14 protein-coding genes are annotated in these 18,503 nt (G+C 73.1%); 8 read left to right on the top strand and 6 right to left on the bottom strand.

The annotated features are described in order from the left end of the window. Nucleotides 1-6: 6 nt before the first annotated feature. Nucleotides 7-1,350 (bottom strand): hypothetical protein, encoded by a 1,344-nt coding sequence (locus AB0I04_RS36895; RefSeq protein WP_360895526.1) that lies wholly within the window; start codon nucleotides 1,348-1,350, stop codon nucleotides 7-9. 56 nt (nucleotides 1,351-1,406) lie between these two features. On the opposite strand from AB0I04_RS36895, the gene AB0I04_RS36900 reads away from it, so the two are divergent. Next, nucleotides 1,407-3,917 (top strand): hypothetical protein, encoded by a 2,511-nt coding sequence (locus tag AB0I04_RS36900; RefSeq protein WP_360895529.1) that lies wholly within the window; start codon nucleotides 1,407-1,409, stop codon nucleotides 3,915-3,917. On the opposite strand, the gene AB0I04_RS36905 is transcribed toward AB0I04_RS36900, so the two are convergent. Genes AB0I04_RS36905 through AB0I04_RS36920 form a run of 4 tightly spaced genes read right to left on the bottom strand, consistent with a single transcriptional unit; the run spans nucleotide 3,906 to nucleotide 8,181 of the window. Continuing rightward, nucleotides 3,906-4,886, bottom strand: coding sequence for a hypothetical protein (locus AB0I04_RS36905; protein WP_360895532.1), 981 nt, complete (start codon nucleotides 4,884-4,886; stop codon nucleotides 3,906-3,908). The two genes, AB0I04_RS36900 and AB0I04_RS36905, sit on opposite strands and share 12 nt — an antisense overlap. Nucleotides 4,887-4,889: 3 nt before the next feature. Continuing rightward, entirely contained in the window at nucleotides 4,890-5,423 is a 534-nt protein-coding gene (locus AB0I04_RS36910; RefSeq protein WP_360895535.1) for a hypothetical protein, read from the bottom strand. Further along, on the bottom strand, nucleotides 5,420-6,640 hold the full coding sequence (locus AB0I04_RS36915) for a CHAT domain-containing protein (RefSeq protein WP_360895538.1): 1,221 nt from the start codon (nucleotides 6,638-6,640) through the stop codon (nucleotides 5,420-5,422). The genes AB0I04_RS36910 and AB0I04_RS36915 overlap by 4 nt, the downstream gene beginning before the upstream one ends. Continuing rightward, nucleotides 6,637-8,181, bottom strand: coding sequence for a hypothetical protein (locus tag AB0I04_RS36920; RefSeq protein ID WP_360895541.1), 1,545 nt, complete (start codon nucleotides 8,179-8,181; stop codon nucleotides 6,637-6,639). Before AB0I04_RS36920 ends, AB0I04_RS36915 begins: the two co-directional genes overlap by 4 nt. A gap of 199 nt (nucleotides 8,182-8,380) precedes the next feature. On the opposite strand from AB0I04_RS36920, the gene AB0I04_RS36925 reads away from it, so the two are divergent. Genes AB0I04_RS36925 through AB0I04_RS36950 form a run of 6 tightly spaced genes read left to right on the top strand, consistent with a single transcriptional unit; the run spans nucleotide 8,381 to nucleotide 16,791 of the window. Further along, nucleotides 8,381-10,456, top strand: coding sequence for a hypothetical protein (locus tag AB0I04_RS36925; RefSeq protein ID WP_360895543.1), 2,076 nt, complete (start codon nucleotides 8,381-8,383; stop codon nucleotides 10,454-10,456). Beyond that, nucleotides 10,456-10,587 (top strand): hypothetical protein, encoded by a 132-nt coding sequence (locus AB0I04_RS36930; RefSeq protein WP_360895546.1) that lies wholly within the window; start codon nucleotides 10,456-10,458, stop codon nucleotides 10,585-10,587. Before AB0I04_RS36925 ends, AB0I04_RS36930 begins: the two co-directional genes overlap by 1 nt. Nucleotides 10,588-10,590: 3 nt before the next feature. Beyond that, nucleotides 10,591-11,364, top strand: a complete 774-nt coding sequence (locus tag AB0I04_RS36935; RefSeq protein ID WP_360895549.1) for a glycosyltransferase — start codon at nucleotides 10,591-10,593, stop codon at nucleotides 11,362-11,364. Then, nucleotides 11,361-12,596, top strand: coding sequence for a glycosyltransferase family 4 protein (locus AB0I04_RS36940; RefSeq protein ID WP_360895552.1), 1,236 nt, complete (start codon nucleotides 11,361-11,363; stop codon nucleotides 12,594-12,596). Before AB0I04_RS36935 ends, AB0I04_RS36940 begins: the two co-directional genes overlap by 4 nt. After that, nucleotides 12,584-12,724 carry a hypothetical protein gene (locus tag AB0I04_RS36945; RefSeq protein WP_360895555.1) on the top strand — a complete coding sequence of 47 codons (141 nt, stop codon included), beginning with the start codon at nucleotides 12,584-12,586 and terminating at the stop codon, nucleotides 12,722-12,724. The genes AB0I04_RS36940 and AB0I04_RS36945 overlap by 13 nt, the downstream gene beginning before the upstream one ends. Then, nucleotides 12,712-16,791 (top strand): alpha-(1->3)-arabinofuranosyltransferase family protein, encoded by a 4,080-nt coding sequence (locus tag AB0I04_RS36950; RefSeq protein ID WP_360895558.1) that lies wholly within the window; start codon nucleotides 12,712-12,714, stop codon nucleotides 16,789-16,791. The genes AB0I04_RS36945 and AB0I04_RS36950 overlap by 13 nt, the downstream gene beginning before the upstream one ends. A 40-nt stretch (nucleotides 16,792-16,831) precedes the next feature. On the opposite strand, the gene AB0I04_RS36955 is transcribed toward AB0I04_RS36950, so the two are convergent. After that, the gene (locus AB0I04_RS36955; RefSeq protein WP_360895561.1) at nucleotides 16,832-17,755 is read right to left on the bottom strand and encodes an MBL fold metallo-hydrolase; all 924 of its coding nucleotides are present in this window, start codon (nucleotides 17,753-17,755) and stop codon (nucleotides 16,832-16,834) included. A 78-nt stretch (nucleotides 17,756-17,833) separates the two neighbouring features. Between AB0I04_RS36955 and AB0I04_RS36960 the strand changes: the two genes are divergently transcribed. After that, a complete protein-coding gene (locus AB0I04_RS36960) occupies nucleotides 17,834-18,502 on the top strand; it encodes a TetR/AcrR family transcriptional regulator (protein ID WP_360895564.1) in 669 nt (222 codons plus the stop codon). The last annotated feature ends 1 nt before the right edge of the window (nucleotide 18,503 follow it).

Below are 18,503 nucleotides of genomic sequence, written 5' to 3' on the forward strand. Positions count from 1 at the left end.
GCGTCGTCAGGCGGTCGCCGGATCGGTGAGCGCGGCCCACTGCGCGGCGACTTTGTCGTGGTCGTCCTGGACGGTCGCGGTTCGCCGATCGTGGGACTGGTAAGGCAGGACCTCGCGCTGGACCAGGTCCAGGGCCAGTTCCGCCGTGCGCCGCAGAACGGGCTCACCGGTCTTGGCGTACTGCATGGCCAGCAACTGGACGAACCGGTAACTGCGCGGTCCGGACGATGCGACGAACTGGTCGAAGACCCAGTGCCCGACGATCTGGTCCAGCGCGCGTTCTTCCAGGCGGGGCAGCCACCTGAGTCGGTAGGCGAGCTGCATCGTGTTGGATGCCACTGGTGCGCCCAGGAGGTTGAGCAGCGTCACCGTGCCCAGCACGAGCAGTGACCCTGGCAGAAGGTGATGGCGCGGGTACTCCACGGCGAGGAGTACGGCCGGGGTGACCAGCTTGGTGATGAGGCCGGTGGGAATCGCGGCGATCCGGAGGAGGCCGTTCCGCCGCCCGGAAGGCGTCCGGGCGCGCCGGATCAGCACCCACCTGAGCGCCGGGACCACGGCGAGCACGATCGGCGTCCCGGCCGGGGCGGCGGCGAGAAGCCGCGCCAGGGGAGGGCCCCAAGGTCCGATGGCCAGCAGGACGGCGCCGACCACGCCGAGGGACGCGCCGAGCCGGTAGAGCGCACGGTCCTCCCGCAGGATGGCGTGCAGGCACCAGTCCCAGCTCCACAGGTTCGCCGTGACCAGGATCAGTGCGCAGATCCCGGGCCAGCCCGGCCGAGTCGGCGCGTGCAGGGCCGCCGGGGTCAGGGCGACGAACACCGGGAGCGTGAAGACCGCCAGCGCGGCGGCGTGCCGCAGCCGGTCGCCGACCGTGGGAGCAACGACCTGGTGGACGAATCCGGCCAGCGCGTTCCGGCGTACGGCCCGGTCGAAGGCGTACGCACTCCAGGCGCCGTGCCTGTGGCGGTTGAACAGCCAGTGCGCCGTGCAGCCCGCCGCGGCGGGCGCGACCCACCAGTTCACCAACGTGGACGACGGAACGACGAGCGTGGTGGCGAGCAGGCCTCCCAGCGCGATGTCCGGCAGCGCGAAGAAGCCGATCAGGGCGCCCAGTATGACCAGGACGACCAGCCCCGGCCACCCCAGGCCCGCCAGAAACCCGAGAGGCCAGTGCAGCAGCCAGCCCGCGAGGGTCCACATGGCCGCACCCGTGATCAGCGCGTAGATGAAGAAGACCGGGCCATCCACCCTGGGGTCGGTCTTCATGCGCGGCGCTATCTCCAGGTTGCGCATCGCCACGTACACCGTCAGGAGGAGCCCCAGGCAAGTCAACCAGACAACCTGCATATAACCAGGAAAGCTCTTCCCTGGAACGAGCGCGACCTTTCCGGGAAAGTAGCCGTGTGGAGCTTTTAGCGCTGCTGGTCCTCGGCGCCGCCGTCAGCGCCGTACGCCTGTATCGAGTGCGGTCGACGCTCGGCAATCCGCTGGGCCGTGGGCTCGGGGCCACGGTCGCCGGAGCGGGAGCCGGTCTGCTGCTGGCGCCGCCTGTCGACCGGGCCGCGGCGACGGCGGCCGCCATGGTCGTCCTCGGTGTGGCCTGCGGGACGATCTGGCCGGAGACGCTGTTCGGCGTCAGCATGGGGGCGGCGTTCGCCGGTCTTCCCCCGCGCTGGTCGGCCTTGCCCGTCCTGGCCGCTTCGCTCGCCTACGCCGGGGTCGCCGTGCGCCACACCGACTGGTGGCGGCACCGCATGGCCGGCCGGGCGTACCTGCGTAGTGGAAGGATGGCGCTGCGGGCGATAAGGCAGGGCAAGGGGCAGGGCGCGGCCTACCTCGACCCGCCCTCGCCGCCCGAGCGGCTGCCTCTCCCGATCTTCTGGCTCGCGGGTCTGGTCCCGCTGGGCCTGGGGCTGGCCGCCGGAGGGGCGTGGCGGGCGCTGACCGGGCTGCTGGTCTCGCTGGCGTTCCTGCTCAACCTGCCAGGGCTGCGCGGAATGACCCGTAAGTACCGCAACACGCTTCTGCTCAGCATGCCGATCAGGGGCGTGGTCATCGTGCTGGCCGCGGCCGGGCCGATCGGTGCGTGGGTGGCGGAGGTCGGGTCCTTCCCGGTCGCGCCGTCGCTGCGCGTGCCGGTGGGCGTGGTGCTCGTGCCCGTGGGGATGGCCGTGGCGGCCTGGTTCGATTCGGGAGAGAGGAAGGGAGGGCTGGTCAGGTGGCTCCTGGCGGGCGGTGTCCTGAGCGGTATCGCCGACGATGGCCTGTTCTTCTTCCTGTGCGGCGGGGTGTTCCACGATGTGCCGGCGCTGCTGGCGGTCGGCGCCGTCCTGGCGGTCCTGTGGATTCTTCTCCGCTGCCGAAACTGGCTGTCGAACAGCAGGCCGCTGCTCATGGGCAACGTCGCCACGTTCGGTTCGGGCTGGGGAGGCATCACGGATGTCGAGGGGTGGGTGTACGACTGGGTTCTGACCCGTCCGAAGCGCCCTGACCTGAGCCTCCTGCAGGCCATTGTCGACCACTCGGTCCGCGCCCCGCACGGCGGAGCGCACTTCATGCACGACTTGGTCGGTGTCGACCGCGGCTCCCTGCGGGTACGGCACTCGCTGCAGTGGCTGGATTTCGTCGACTACCTCGTCGGGCGGATCGAGGAGGATGTGCTCCCGGAATTCGAGCCACCGGACGCCGCACGGCTGGCCTCGGGGCTCGCCGGTATTCGCGTCATCGCATGGGGTGCGAGGGCCAATCTCTACCAGTACGTCAACCTCCGCGAGGAGGCGGCGGCCGCCTACCGGCGGTCGGTGGAGATCGCCGAAGCGGCCGGGCTGTCCGATCTGGCCGCGTTCAGCCGGGTCGCTCTTGCCCTGGTCCTCGGCGCCCGGCTGCGCCGCCCGGCCGAGGCGATGTCGCTGCTGGAGACGGTCCTGGACGACGAGGGGGTGGCCTCGATGATCCGGCGGCGGGGCTGCCAGGTCGCGATGGTCATCAGCAGGGAGTTCGGCGACGAGGCCGCGGTGGTCGCCTACCGCCGCCGCCGGGACCTGCTCTCGGCCACGCCGGCCGACTACGCCCGGCTGCTGGCACGCGATCCGGGGACCGGCCGGAGCGGACCGTTGGCCAACCGCAAAATCGGCCGGTGGATGATGAAGCTGATGGAGAACCAGGAGCTGTTCTTCGACGCGTCCTCCCCGGAGGGCACGGAGCCGCTGCCGCCTGCGCCGGGTGGCTTCGCGGTCCCGGAGCGGGAACTGCTGTCCGCCGGGCGGCTGCTGGCGCACCAGGGTAAGACGCGGCGGGCGCTGAGCGTGCTGGAGGACGCCGCGCGCCTGGCCGAGCAGCAGGGCCACACCGAGTGGCTGCTACGGTCCCGCAACGACATCGCGACCCTCCATCTGGAACGCGGAGACCGGTCGAAGGCCTGGCTCAACCTCATGGCGGCCATCGAGGCACATCAGCACATCCGCAGCCTCGCCCTCGACCCCGCCATCAGAGGCGACGTGGGCGGACTGTTCTCCGAGACCTTCGAGCGGGCGATCGAGCTCCTCGTGACGGCCCGGCCGAGACCCTCCGGGGAGTGGCCGAGCCGCCCGGCGGCGACCGCCTTCGATCTCAGCGAGCTGGCCAGGTCACGGGTCTTCCTCGAACTCCTCGGAGAGCGGCTGCCGCCGCTCTCCGAGGAGGAGGCAGCGGCGCAGACCAGGCTGAGCGAGGCCCGGCAGCGGCTGGCGGCGGCCCCGGAGGCCGAGCGCGGCGAGCGGCTGACGGAGGTACGCGACGCGGCGAGAGAGCTGGAGCGGTACTACGACCGGTCGCTGCCGGAGGGCCCGCACATGGCCGAGCACGTGGCCTTGCGCAGGGGAACGCCGGTGCCGTACGAGGAGATCCGGCGGCTGCTGGCCGACTCAGCGCCCTAGCGACATCGGGGCGGCGAGCAGCGAGACCGTCACCACGATGAGCGCGAACCACCCGCTCAGCGGGACCCGGACCCACCAGGGCGGGTCGGTCTCCTCGGCGACCGGCTCCCTGTCCTGCTCCGGCACGCTCGCCTCCAGCGGGATCGCCCGATACCACAGCTGCTGGACGCTGTGCCACCTGTCCGGCTCCGGCCCTTCAAGGTCGGGCGCGACCTTCTCCAGCAGTTCCAGGCGATGCAGGTCGAACACGGCCTTGAGCTGCACGCCGTACACCCGCGCCGCGGCGACCGCCGCCCGGTAGGTCACCATGGCCACCGCCATCGGGACCGTGAACACCAGCAGGAACATCCCCCACGGGCGCCCGGTCACCAGCGCCTCCGCCCCGGCGATCACGCCGTACAGCGCGGACAGGGCGCAGACGGTGGCCTGGAGGTCCACGTCCGAACGGGCCGAGGCGACTCCGGCCAGTGCCCGGTCGGAGGCCACCAGGTACAGCCGCGGCCAGACCACGACGGCGTCGAGGCCGTACCGGTAGGCGGGGTAGCGCTCGGCATTGCGCAGCACGTTCCCCAGGGTGGTCGGCAGTACGGCGGCCAGGTCGCTGGGAAGCGGATAGCCGGACTCGATCCGCTGGTACGGCCCTTCCTTGCCCAACCTGACGAGCACCGCCCGGTGGTGGCGGCGGCCGAACGCGCCCAGCGGACCCGGCCAGTACCCTTCCAGGAAACGCAGCAACGGCACGGTCGTCCCGGACACCAGCCCGGCGCAGAGCGCCGCGGCCAAGAGGAAGACGATGCCCTGCGCGACCTGACCGCCGGTGCTCTCGCGCTCCCAGGCGCCGAACGCGCCCGGCCGGAGCGTCACCGTCAGCAGGCCGAGGAAGGCGGCTGTGGGCACGAAGGACGTGAGCAGGAAACGCCGGTCGAGCGCGCCGACCGTCGTCTCCATCGCCTTGTCGAGCACGGCCACGCCTCATCCGCCCCGTGTCGCGAGCCGCAGTGGGTGCTCGGGCAGTCCCTCGTTGGCGCAGCGCGGCGGCGCGGTCCGATCGTAGAAGTCCAGTTCGTTCAGCCATCCGCAGCCGGGCTCGGCACAGCGGACCCGCGCCTTCGGCACCCGCGCTCCGCCGGGCAGGATCGCGTCGGTCGCGGCGCCGAAAGGCCCCATGGTCGTCGGTGGCGGCTCATATCCGCCGGTGGCCAGCAGCGCGTCGAGCTCCTCGACCGGCAACACGCCGACCGGCCTTCCGTCGCTGACCCGGACCAGGCCCGGGATGTCGTCGGCGAGGTCGAGCAGCGTCACCGCCGACGACGAGACGAACTCGGCCGCCGTCGTGTCCGCCGCGACCAGAATGACCGGCGGCGGCTCAGCGCGGTCGGCCAGATCCGGCGTCAGCAGCGTGACCGGCTCGCCGTCCCCGTCGACCAGCACGACCCAGCCGACCGCGGCGAGCCGCGTGCGGATCTCAGCGTGGTCGGCGTCTACCGGAAGCACTTCGGGGGTCATCGCCAGTCTCCGACCAGGACGAAGGGAGCCCAATAGTACGCGTCGGCGAAGGGCCGCCTGGAGTAGTCGGGCGTCGCACCTGCTCGTAGCGCGCGGCGGCTGCGCGCCGCGGCCGCGACGAGCGCCACGCGTTCGGGCCCGGCGACTTCGGGCTCGGCGGCCAGCCGCTCGTAGCCCGCGAGGGCGACCGCGAAGTCGCCCGCCCGGAAGGCCAGATCGGCGATGTCCAGGTCCAGCATCCGCCGGGCCGCACCGGCGCGCTCGGGGCGCAGCGCCTCGCAGTACGCCACCACCTGCCCGATCGTCATCTCCCGCGTGGCCCGCTGGGCACGCTGCAGCGCGACCGCCTTCCCCGCGCCGCCGACCAGCTCCGCGTAGAAACCCCGCATGAGGAGGCTGGTGGAGATCTCGTCCACCGACCACAGGCTGACCACGACGGAGGCCGCGCCGGAATACAGGATCGCCCGGGTCAGGCCGATGAGCTCGTCCCCCGGCCCGCGCAGGTTGACGCCGCTCTCACAAGCGCTGAGCACCACCAGATCGGGCCGGCAGCGCCGTGCGGTGAAATCCTCGGCCGTGAACAGCGCCACATCCGCGCCGGCCAGCGCGAACCCCGACCGCAGAGCGGCCTGCGGATCGAACACGCCGTGGCAGGCGACGTGCAGGACGTCCGCCTCGCCGGCCAGGCCCGCCAGCACCGCCTCCCTGGTCACCGCACCGCCACTGTGCACCTCGACGGCCTCGCCGCCGAGGGTCTCACGCAGCGCCAGCCCCTGCGCCTCGGCGTGCAGCAACGGCGCGTCGCCGGACCGGGAGTCGGCGAATACCACCGCTCGGCGCGGCACGCGGGGCGCACGCCCGCGTACGTAGGTCATGATCGACGCGCTCGGCGTGTAGCAGACCGGATGACGCTCGGCGAGCACCTGCCCGTCGGGAAGGGACAGGGCGTGCAGCGGTATCTGGTGCAGCAGGTCGTGGGGGACCAGCCACACCAGCTCTCCCGGCTCGGCCCAGTCGGCGGCCGGAGCCACGAGTGCGCCGAGCCGGTCCTGCAACGCCTCGGGCCGAGGCCGCTCGCCCAGCAGCCAGCCCGCCGCCTCGGTCAGCTCGGCCCGCCCGATCTCCAACCGGACCACCGCGGGCTCGGCCAGCTCGGCTCGCCCGACGAACACGTGGGTGCCGCCCTCACCCACCCAGTACTCCAGCAGCAGGGTCACCGTGGAGCACCAAAGGTCCGCAGCGTTTCGATCCAGAGGTCTCTGACCAACGGCTCTGCCAACAGGTCCTCCGAACGGGCGAACAACAGCCGCTCGCGGATGCGGGCCCGGCCCAGCCGTACAGCGGCGAACGGGAGCGGCCGCCCACCCGCCTCGACTCGGTACTCGTCGGCCACGATCCGATAGTCCGCGTACCCCACCGGCACATGGCGGGCGGCCAGCCACAGCTCCCTGGCCTGTTCTTCCTCTCCCTGCCGATACCGCTGGGCCGCCAGCAGCCGAGCCGCCGGCCTTCGCACCGCCATCGACACCGCCTCCTGCTTCTCACCCCCATGGCTTCGCCCCACCGCCCCCTCGTCGACGAGCCGGTCGAGTTCGTCGATGACGGTCGCGTCCAGGTCATCGCCGTCGGCCGCGCAGTACGCGGCCAGCACCTCCTGGAAGGCGGCCAGTTGGTGCAGGTCGGCGCTCCTGAGCCGGTCCGCCCCCTGCCGGAGCAGTTCCACCCCCTGCGCCCGGTCGCCCGAGGCGACCGCGATCCTCGCGCGCACCTCGGCCGCCATCGACCGGGCGATCTCCAGCCGCCGGAGGATCCTGATGCGGTCGACACCGGTCAGCCTGGGCAGCCCCTCCTCCTCCATGATCTCGATGACCTCGTCGGCCAAGCCCAGCAGCGCCGCCGCCCTCGGCAGGTCCACCGGGGTACGGGGCGGTGAGGTCCTGGTCACCTCAGGCGTCAGGTGGTAGGCGATCCGCAGCGCGGCCTGCGCGAGCCGGTCGTCGGGACGCCCCGCGATGAACTGGTCGTACACCCATGAGCGCAGTTGCCGGTGCCGGTCGTCGGGCGGCAGCCGGGTGAGCACGAACATGTCCCTGGCCGGGGTCGCCATCGCAGGACGGGACGGCCGGAGCCGGTAGGCCGTCCGCAGGGCCAGCACGGCCGCGAGCGCCAGCGCGGCCGGGAACAGCCGCCGGTCGGGTCGGAACACGCCCACCGTGAGCACCACGAACTCGCCCCGACCGACCAGCAGCCGCACGATCGTGTTGATGGCCCCCTCGACGAGCTGCGCGATCGCGCTGCCGAGGAACCTCGCCGGGCCGACGGCGAAGAACCCGATGGTGTGGGCCGTCAGCACCGCCAGGACGCCCAGCACGGTGAGCACTCCGGCGTCGTGCCAGGCCGCCGGATGGTCCAGCCAGAGCGTACTCAGCCAACCGCCCAGCGGTCCCGCGGCCAGCCCGGCGAAGACGGCGACGAGCACGGCCTCCAGGACGTTCACCGCCGTCCTGTTCAGCCGGATCGAACTGCCGTTGGCGCGCACTTGAGCCAGTGACTGCGCCGAGACCAGCGTGCCCGCGAGGACGAGCAGTGCCGGGTTCACCGGCGAGCCGACGATCACCCGGCCCACCGTGAGCCCGAGCGGCGTCACCGCCGCCAGGTAGGCCAGCACCGCCGCCGCATACGCTAACCGGCTCGGCGGGCGCAGTGCGGCCTCGCGCCTTGCCCGGCGCAGCACGCGCCGCTGGGACGCGCGCACCATGCGCCTGGCACGCCACGTCCGCCACGCAGAGTGTGCCACGAGCGGCCTTTCTGCCCATCTGCTTCGACCCACTCTCATGGTGCGGGTAAACGCCCGATCACGGAAGCGGAACGGCGGAACCGAAGCGGTCGCGACCCTGTTCCCCGAATCCATGCTCCCGGGCCGCTGCGATGGGCTCTCGGAACGAGACACTGTTGAGGTGCCGAACGCCTCGTCGAACCGCCCCGGGACCCCTGACGGGGACGCCGGGGCGATGCCGAACGCCTTCCCCGGAGCCGCGAGCCGGGACACCAGGGCGTCGTCCCGCCGTCGTACGGCAGCGGCGGCCGTGACCGGGCTCGTGCTGGGGCTGCTCGCGCTCGGTCCCGCGCTCGCGCCGGGGTTCGTCCTGGCGTACGACATGGTGTTCGTGCCGCGTCCGGTGTTCGAGCGGGAGACGTTCGGGCTGACCGGGATGCTGCCCCGGCATGTGCCCAGCGATGCCGTCGTGACGGCCCTGGCCCACCTCGCGCCCGCCGACCTCGTCCAGAAGGCGATCCTGCTGGCGATCTTCGTGATCGCCTGCGTGTCCGCGGCGGCTCTGGTCTCGTCGGAGCGGCTCACGGCCCGGCTGGCCGGGGGCGTCGTCTACGCCTGGAACCCGTTCGTCGCCGAACGCCTGCTGCTCGGCCAGTGGGCGCTGCTCCTCGGGTACGCGGCGCTGCCCTGGGTCGTCCGGGCCGCCGCGCGCGGCGATCCCCGGCGGCTGGTCCTGGCCCTGGTGCCGGCGGCGATCGGCGGCTTCGCCGCGATGGCCGTGTCCGGCCTGGTCGTGCTCGTGCTGTCGCTGCGCCGGAGATCGATCCGGTGGCCGCTCGCCGTACTGGTCGTGATGAGCCTGCCGTGGATCGTGCCCTCCCTGCTGCGGTTCTCCGGCGTCCCGGCGGACCCGGCCGGGGTGGCTGCGTTCGCGGCTCGCGCGGACACGCCGTTCGGCGAGCTCGGCAGCCTGCTCCTCCTCGGCGGCGCGTGGAACGCCGAGACCGTACCGCCCGGGTACGGCGCCGCCGTGACGGCCGTTCTCTGGCTGTGCGTCGTCGTGCTCGCCCTGGTCGTGTACGCGCGCGGCAGCCGGGCATCCGGAGCGCGCGGGGTGGGGAGCGCGATGCGGGGTGGTGCGGTGGCCGGGGTACGGAGGCTGGGGGCTGCCATGCGCGAGGGTGCGATGGCCCAGGTGCGGGGGCTGAGGACTGCCGTGCGGGGTGATGCTGCGGCCCGGATGCGTGAGCCGGGAACGGCCGCGTTCGTCGACGAGGCGGCCTGGGTGCGGGGATTGGGGACGGCTGCGGTCGTCGGCCTGGTCGTCGCCGCACTCGGGGCCGTCGTGCCGGGCGTGCTGCGCGGGGTGATCGGCCTGTGGCCCGGGTTCGCGGTGCTGCGGGACGGCCAGCAGTACGTCGCGCCGCTGGCCCTCGTCGTCGCCGTCGGGATGGGGACGGCAGTCGATGCCCTCAGCCGTGGCCGCGGAACCGGCATCAGCGATGCGGACGCCCGGTCCCCGATCGGCCGGCCGCCGAGGACGGGGTCCGAACCTGGCCGAAGTGTCAGCCGAACGGCTGCTCGGCCGGGGGCTTCGGTTTGGTGGCGTTTGCCCCGGAGCGGCGATGCCGGTCGTCCGGAGCTCGCGGTCCTGGGCCTGCTGGCACCCGTAGCGTTGCTGCCTGGCCTCGCCTGGGGTGCGGGCGGGCGGCTGCACGCGGTGCGCTATCCCGCCGACTGGGCGCGGGCGCGGGCCGTCGTACAGACAGCCCCCGGCGACGTGCTCGTCCTGCCCTGGGAGGCGTACCGGAGCTACGCCTGGAACGGGGGGCGGCGCGTGCTCGACCCGCTGCCGCGCTTCCTGCCCGGCAGGGTGATCGTGAACGACGCCGTACGGGTGGGGACGGGCGGGCGCGAGCTGCGCATGGAGGTGGAGGACCGGCGCGCGCGGGCGCTGGACCCCCTGATCCGGTCGGGCGCACCGCTCACCGGCGCGCTGCGTTCCCGGGGCGTCCGGTACGTCGCCGTCGACGCGCCCGACGGCGTCCGGGCGGACCGCCTGCCCGGCGCCGAGCGTGTCGTCGCAGGGCCTGACCTGGTGCTCTACCGCATCCCGGGTGCGGCCGCGAGCCCGGAGACGCGCACGCCGCAGTGGCCTGTGGAAATTGCGTGGTTCATTACTTTCACGGTTGTTCTCTGGTCAACGCGGCTACCGGTCGGTAGCCTCATCGCACGATCATTGCCGAAGGAGCCGTGATGCGGATCGCCGTCGCCGCCCTGGCCGGAATCGTGCTGGCCCTGCTGACCTCGTTCGGCATCGTGCGCGTTGTCACGACCGCTCAGCAGGACCCGGTCGTCAAGCCGCTCTACAACTACGGCACCCGGTGACCGGTGCGCCCGGAGGGCCCGCGCGCTGAGGCGCTGGACGTCGTCATCCCCGCGCGCGACGAGGCCGGTCGGCTCCCGCACGGCCTCACGGTGCTGTCGGCCAAGCTCGCCGCACTGCCGCTGAGCGGCTCGATCATCGTCGTCGACAACGCCAGCACCGACGCCACCGCGGACATCGCCGAACGCTGGTCCGGGCCCGTGCCGGTACGCCTCGTGCGGTGCCCCACACCCGGCAAGGGCGCCGCGGTCCGCGCCGGGCTCCTGGCCACCGCAGCCCCGTACGTCGGCTTCTGCGACGCCGACATGGCCACCGGCCTGGACGCCCTCGACGAGACCCTCGCCCTCCTCCGGGCCGGGCACCGGGTCGTCATCGGCTCACGCCGCCACCCCGCCTCGGCCGTCGAGGCGTACGGGCGTCCGCTTCGCCGCCTGGGCGCCCTCGCGTTCAACCGGCTCGTCCGCGACCTGACCGGAGGCGTGACGGACACGCAGTGCGGGTTCAAGTTCTTCACCGGACCGCTGGCCCGGGCCGCCGCCGCCGACCTGCGCACGGCCGGATTCGCCTTCGACGTCGAACTCCTGCTGCACTGCCGCCGCCGGGGCGCCGAGGCCGTGGAAATCCCCGTCGCGTGGCGTGACGTGCCCGGCTCGACGTTCTCCGTCCGGCGGCACGCGGGCGCCTGCCTGCGCGACCTGCTCCGCATCCGCGCCGAGGCCGGGCGTTCACCGACGCCGCAGCGGGCCCGCGCCATCGCCGACGAACTGCGGGCCGGATGAGCGCGGAGAGGGAACTGCGGACGCTCGCGATCGTCAACTGGCGCGACCCCTGGCACCCGGAGGCCGGTGGCGCCGAGCGGTACGCCTGGGAGATGGCCCGGTGGTTCGCCGCGCGGGGGACCCGGGTCCGGTTCGTCACCGGGCGTGCGCCGGGGCAGGCCGGGCGGGAACGGATCGAGGACGTCGAGATCGTACGCCGGGGTGGCCGGTTCACCGTCTACCCGCTGGTGCTGGCCTGGATGCTGCTCCGCCGACGGGCGTTCGACGCCGTGCTCGACTGCCAGAACGGCATCCCGTTCTTCACCCCCTGGGTGCTGCCGCGCCGCGTTCCGGTCCTGTGCGTCGTGCACCACGTCCACGACGGCCAGTTCCACCTCTACTTCCCGGCGTGGCTGGCACGCCTCGGCCGCTTCCTCGAAGGCCCGGTGGCCCGGCGCGCGTACCGGCGGCACGCCTGCGTCGCGGTGTCCCCGTCGACGGTGACCGCCATGCGGGAGCGCCTGGCCTGGACCGGACCGGTGTACCTCATCCCGAACGGCGTGACCCTCCCGGACACCGCTCCGGACCCGAGCGGCGTGAGGCCCCCGGACGCCGCTTCCGGCCCGGACGGCGTGACACGTTCGGGCACCGTTCCCGGCCCGGTGGAGACGGACGACGAGCCGGAGCTCGCGTGCGTGAGCAGGCTCGTCCCGCATAAACGCGTCGGCCGGCTGCTCGACGTCGCCGCGCGGCTCCGCGTCCGCGTGCACGTCATCGGGCGAGGGCCGCAGGAGGCCGCGCTACAGGCCCAGGTCGCTGCGCGCGGTCTGGAGGACCTGGTCGTCCTGCACGGCTACCTGCCGGAAGAGCAGAAGGACGCGCTCGTCGCCCGCGCCCGGATCCATCTCAGCGCCTCGCGCGGAGAGGGCTGGGGACTCAGCGTCGCCGAGGCGGCGGCGTTCGGCGTGCCGACCGTCGCGTACGACGTCGACGGGTTGCGTGACGCCGTCGTTGACGATGTGACGGGCTGGCTCGTGCCCGAGGGCGAGGAGCTCGTGGACGTCGTCGAGCGGGCGCTGAAGGAGCTGAGCGTCCCGGAGCGGCGCCGCGAGACGGCCGCCGCCTGCCAGGCCTGGGCCGCGGAGTTCACCTGGTCTCGCAGTGCCGAACGGATGGCGGCGCTGCTCGACGCCGCCGTCCGGCGCGAGACGGCGCAAGGCCTGGAGGACCGGTCGTTCCCATGGCCGCGTTGACCCGCACCGAGGCGTTCCCGCGGACGCGGATCGAGGCGTTCCCGCGGGCCCGGATCGAGGCGTTCCTGTGGGCTCGGGCCGAGGCGTTCCTGTGGACCCGGATCGAGGCGCTCTCATGGCCGCGTTGACCCGGGTGGAGGCGCCACCCGGCACGGCCGACGGGCCGGACGGCGTCGATGAGCGGCTGCGTGAACGCCTGCGGGTCTTCCTGTGCTGCGCGCTCCTGACGCTGCTCGCGACGGCGACGCGGCCGGGCCGGATCGTCCCGGACACCAAGATTGACATGGCGGTGAACCCGCTCGGCTTCCTCGGGCGGGCGTTGCACCTGTGGGACATCGAGCAGTTCGGGCAGCTGCAAAACCAGGTGTCGGGCTACCTGTTCCCGATGGGTCCGTTCTACGCGCTGGGCCATCTCGTCGGGATGCCGCCCTGGATCACCCAGCGCGTGTGGCTGGCGACGCTCTTGTGCGCCGCCTTCCTCGGGGCCCGCCGTCTCGCCGAACGCCTGGGCATCGGCACGCCGGCCACGCGGCTGGTCGGCGCGCTCGCGTACGCGCTCGGCCCGCACGGGCTGGCCTCCCTCGGCATCAACTCCTCCGAGTACCTGCCTCTCGCCATGCTGCCGTGGATGGTGGTGCCCCTGGTCGGCGCCGCCCGCGGCGGGGGAAGGGTGCGCGCGGCGGCCCGGTCCGGGCTGGCCGTCGCCTGCTGCGGCGGCATCAACGGCACCGCGACGCTCGCGGTGCTCGTCGTCCCGGTCCTGTACGTGCTCACCCGGAGAACCGCAGGGCCCCGGCTGCTCCGCGTGCGCATCCTCACCTGGTGGGCGGTCGCGGTCGGCTGTGCGACCGCCTGGTGGTCCGTGCCGCTCCTCCTTCTCGGCCGGTACGCCTACTCCTGGCTGCTCTACACCGAGAAGGCCGCGACGACGACCGCGACGACCGATCCGGCCGACGTCCTGCGTGGCACGGAACGCTGGGTGAACTTCCTCATGGTCGACGGACGAGCCTGGTGGCCGCTCGGCCACGCGTTCGCTACCGAGACGTTCCCGGTCCTGTGCACCGGCCTCATCGCCGCCCTCGGGCTGGCCGGGCTCGTCCGCGCCCGGCTCCCCGAGCGGACCTTCCTCATCCTCACCCTGCTGACCGGGCTGACCGTCATGGTCGCCGGGCACACGGGCCCGCTCGCCCCGGCCGTACGGGACCTGATCGACGGGCCGCTCGCCCCGTTCCGCAACCTCTACAAGTTCGACGGCCTGGTACGCCTTCCGTTGGCCCTGGGCATCGCACACCTGCTCGCGTTCCCTTCCCGGCGCCGGTGGGTGCCGATCGGAGCGGCGGCCGCCCTGACCGGGGTGATGCTGTCCGCGCTGAGCACCGGCCTGACCGCCGAGGGTGCCTTCCCGAAGGTCCCGCAGTACTGGCGCGACGCCGCCGACTGGCTGAACGGCCGCGCCGGCGACCAGGGTGTCCTGGCCGTCCCCGGTGCGCGCTTCGGCGAGTACCTGTGGGGACGCCCCATGGACGAGATCACCCAGCCGCTGCTGAACGTCCGCTGGGGAGAGCGGCAGCTCGTCCCCGCCGGATCCTCGGGCTTCACCCGGATGTTGGACGCGATCGACCAGCGGATCACCAGTGGCCAGGGATCGGCGGGCCTGACCGAGGTCCTGGCCCGGATGGGCGTCCGGTACCTCCTCGTCCGCAACGACCTGCGCCGCGACGACCTGCGCGGCGCGTGGCCCGCCCGCGTCCACCAGGCTCTGGACGACTCACCCGGTATCCGGCGCGTGGCCTGGTTCGGCGGTGTGCCGGCCGGCTCGACCCTGCCCGACGACGCGGTGAGCTCCCCGGACCAGCCGTACGCGCCCGTCGAGATCTACGAGGTCGAGGGCGCGGACGACGCGGTCGGCCTGCTCGACGCCGACCGGGCGCTGCGGCTGTACGGCTCGCCCGAGGCCCTGCTCACCATGGCCGACGACGGCGTGCTGGACGACCGGCCCGTCCTGTACGGCGACGATGACCCCAAAGCCGTCGGCAGGCCCGTCGTCGCCGACTCCCTGCGCCGGGTCGAACGCGACTTCGGGGAGCTGCGCGGCCACACCTCGCCCACCCTGACCATCGCCGAGCGGGCGAACGTGCCCGCCACCCGGCGGGACATCCTCGAACCCGGCTGGGACCGCTACTCGACGGTCGCCGCCTACACCGGCATCAAGGACGTCACGGCCTCCGCCTCCGCGTCGGACGTCACCTCGCCGGCCGAACTCGACCAGCCCGGTGCCCTCCCGTACGCCGCCCTGGACGGCGATCCGCGGACGCGGTGGGAGAGCGGTGGCTGGACCGGCCCCGTCGACCAGTGGCTGCGCGTCGACTTCGACCACCCGCTGACGCCCCGGAACGTCACGGCGACGTTCGCCCAGGACGACCGGCTCGGCCCGCCGCCGGACGAGATCGCCGTGGAGACCGAGACCGGCCGGGCCGTCCAGCACCTCGCCCGTACCTCCGCAGCCCAGCCCCTCCGCGTGCCCGCGGGGACGACCCGATGGCTGCGGATCCGCGTCCTCTCACTCACCGCACGGCCCGCCGTACCCGCCGCCGCCCGCGTCGCCATCTCCGAACTGCACGTCGACGGCGTGCACGCCGCCCGCGAGTACCGTCTGCCCGCCGTCCCGGCGGGCGCCACCGTGGTCATGTCCCGGTCGCCGGGCGCGCTGCCCGCCTGCATGCGGGGCTCGATCCGCTGGGTCTGCTCCCCCTTCTTCGAACGCCGGGGCGAGGAGCCAGGCTTCGACCGCGTCCTGACCGCCGCCCGTACGGGCACCGCCGAGCTGACCGGAACGGCGGCGCTCACCGACCCGGGCCTGATCCAGCGGTACACCTCCACCGATCCCCGGCTGAAGGTCACGGCGAGCTCGACGCTGACCCAGGAGCCCGCGACGCTGCCGCGCGCCGCGTTCGACGCCGACCCGGCGACCACGTGGGTGCCCGCGACCGGGGACCGTGCCCCGTGGCTGTCCCTGTCGTGGGGCCGCAAGCTCGAGGTCGGGCGGATCACCGTACGGCGTCCGGCGGGCGCGGCCTACCTGACCCAGGTCCGCCTGGAAGGGGACGCCGGCCAGTGGCGCGAGGTCCCGCTCGACGACACCGGCCGCCTGTCGTTCAAGCCCATGCGCACGAGTCGTCTGACGCTGCGCTTCTCCGGCCTGCCGCAGGTGACGGACGTGACCGTGCCCGGAGTGAAGCCGTTCGTGACGCTCCCCGACGCCCGCGTCCCCCTCCCGTGCGGCTTCGGTCCGAGGCTGCGGTTGAACGGAGCCGACGTGCCGACCCACGCGACGGCGACGTACGCGGACCTCCTGCAGGGCCGCTCCGTCCGCTTCCATGCCTGCCGTACGGTCGCGCTCAAGGCCGGGGACGACCGGCTGGCCCAGGTGCCCTTCGACGCCTTCCGCGTCGACTCGGCGGTGCTGACCCCGGCCGGTGCCGGCGCCGGCACCACTCCGGCCCGCGAATCCTCGCCGGTGACCGTGACACGGTGGACGTCACATCACCGGCAGGTCGAGGTCTCGGCGCAGCGCGCCTCGTACCTCGTGGTCAACGAGAACTTCAACGCCGGATGGCGGGCGACGATCGGCGGCCGGACGCTGCGCCCGGTGCGCATCGACGGCTGGCGGCAGGCGTGGGCGCTCCCGGCGGGGACGGTCGGCACCGTCCGCCTGTCGTACGCGCCCGACCGCCCCTACCAGGCCGCCGTCCTGCTCGGCCTGAACTTCCTGGTCGTCCTGGTGATCGCGGCGCTGTGGCCGTCCCGCTCCCGGCAGGAGGTGGAGCCGGTCGTGCGCGAGCGGGGGGCGTTCACCGTCGTCCTGACGATCGGAGCGGCCGCCGGCCTCGGGTACTGGACCGGCGGCGTCGCCGCACTGGCCGTGGCGGCGCTCGCCGCGATGGTGTTCGCCGTGGCCCCCGGCAGGTGGCGCGCACGCGCGGCTGTTCCATGGCTCCCGGCGGCGGCGATGCTCACCGCGACGGTGTCCCTGATCGTCGGCTTCCGGCTCCAGGCGGCGCAGAACACCGCGGCGCATTTCTTCGCCGAGACCCTGCCTCAGCTGCTCTGCCTGCTCATCGCCGCCCGCCTCCTCGCGGCGTTGGCCGACCGCCCGGATACCTTCCCAGGCCGTCGGCCACATCGAACCACCTGAGTCGGAGGCGTCGAGCGGCGCTCGCTGGTAGAGAGCGCCGTCAGGCGGCGGCGAAGAACGCCCGGACGGTGAAGCCGATCCATTCGGGGTTGGCCCAGGTACTCCAGCGGGCGCGGGCCTCCTGATCGAGCCGGTCCACGGCCTCCTCGACGGAGGTGCCCGCCGTCTTGAGGTCGGTGACGCGTTCGCGGACGTGGGCGAGGTAGTCGCGGACGTCGCGGATGAGCCCGATGTCGGTGACCTCGCCGTGTCCGGGCACGACCGTCCGCGGATCGATGGCCAGCAGCTCGTCGAGGACCTCGATCCAGCGGCCGCCGTCCACATCGGTGTCGTACGGGGGCATGTAGGGCGCGATGGGGAACATCCGCGTCTCGATCAGGTCGCCGCCGAAGAGCACGTCGCCGTCGACGAGCACCGTCTGGTCGCCCGCGGTGTGCGCCGGACCCCACTCGCGCAGCACGGCGGTGCGTCCGCCGAGGTCGAGCCGTGCCTCGCTTTCATAGGTGACATCGGGGTCCACGAACTCGACGTCCGCCAGTTCGGCGGCGATGTTCTCGCTCAGGCCCTTGAACATGTCCAGGTAGGCGGCGCCCTTGCGCCGGAGCTCCTCGTGCTGTGCCCGGTTGTAGATGATCGTGGCCGAGCCGCGGAACGCCTGTGCGCCGAACCCGTGTTCGGGGTGGAAGTGTGTGAGCGTCAGGTACAGCCGCCGGCCGCCCGCCAGGCGCTCGGCCTGGCCGAGCACGTACGCGCCGTTGCGGGGGCCGACGCCGGTATCGATGACGAGCACGGCGCGCTCGCCGACGACGATGCCCACGTTGGGGACGATCGGGACCCGCCGGTCCGGGATCACGAACACGCCGTCGGCGACCTCGACGGGCTCACCCTGCACGATCGGCGCGGGCGCGGAGCTGAGGTCGGGAGGAGCTTGACCCGCGGACGACGCGGACTCGGGAACGCTCATCGGAAGACTCCAATCTGAGCAACGTTCAGTTCGTGCTCCGAACGTAACACACAATCTGAACGGTATTAAGATTGGGTCATGGCCGACCGTCCGTACCACCATGGCGACCTCCGTACCGCCCTCCTCGACACCGCCGAGGCCCTGATCCGGGAGCGAGGCGTCGATGGGTGGTCGCTGCGCGAGGTCAGCGTCCGTGTCGGCGTCAGCCCGAGCGCCGCCTACCACCACTTCGCCTCGCGCGACGCGCTCGTACAGGCCCTGTCGCAACGCGTCCTCGCCAGGCTCGGCGAACGCCTGACCGACGCGGTCGAGCGCGCACGCGGCGACGGCGCGGACGGCCTGGTCGCCTTCGGGTGCGGCTACGTGCGCTGGGCCCTGGAGGATCCCGCCGTGGCCCGGCACTGGCTGGCGTTCAACGCGGGAGGCGGCGATCCGACGGCTCTCCACCCCCACCACATCCTCGCCGCGGAGCTCGACCGCCTGGTCGAATCCGGCGACCTGCCTGCAGCGGCCCGCCCCGGAGCCGACTTCGTCGTCTGGGCGGCCGTGCACGGCCTCGCAGCCCTGCTCGTCCACGGGCTGATGCGCCTCGAGACCCCCCAGGCCGTGGACGACCAGGCGGAGCGCGTCGTCCGCTCCACACTGATCGGCCTGGCCCGGCAGACACCCCCTCCGCTGGGCTGGCCCACCCCCCGCTCCGACTACACCGAGCGCGTCACCGGCGCTCCCGACGGCCAGGCCGGGTAGT

This window comes from Actinoallomurus sp. NPDC050550 (assembly GCF_040655075.1).
Lineage (GTDB): Bacteria > Actinomycetota > Actinomycetes > Streptosporangiales > Streptosporangiaceae > Actinoallomurus.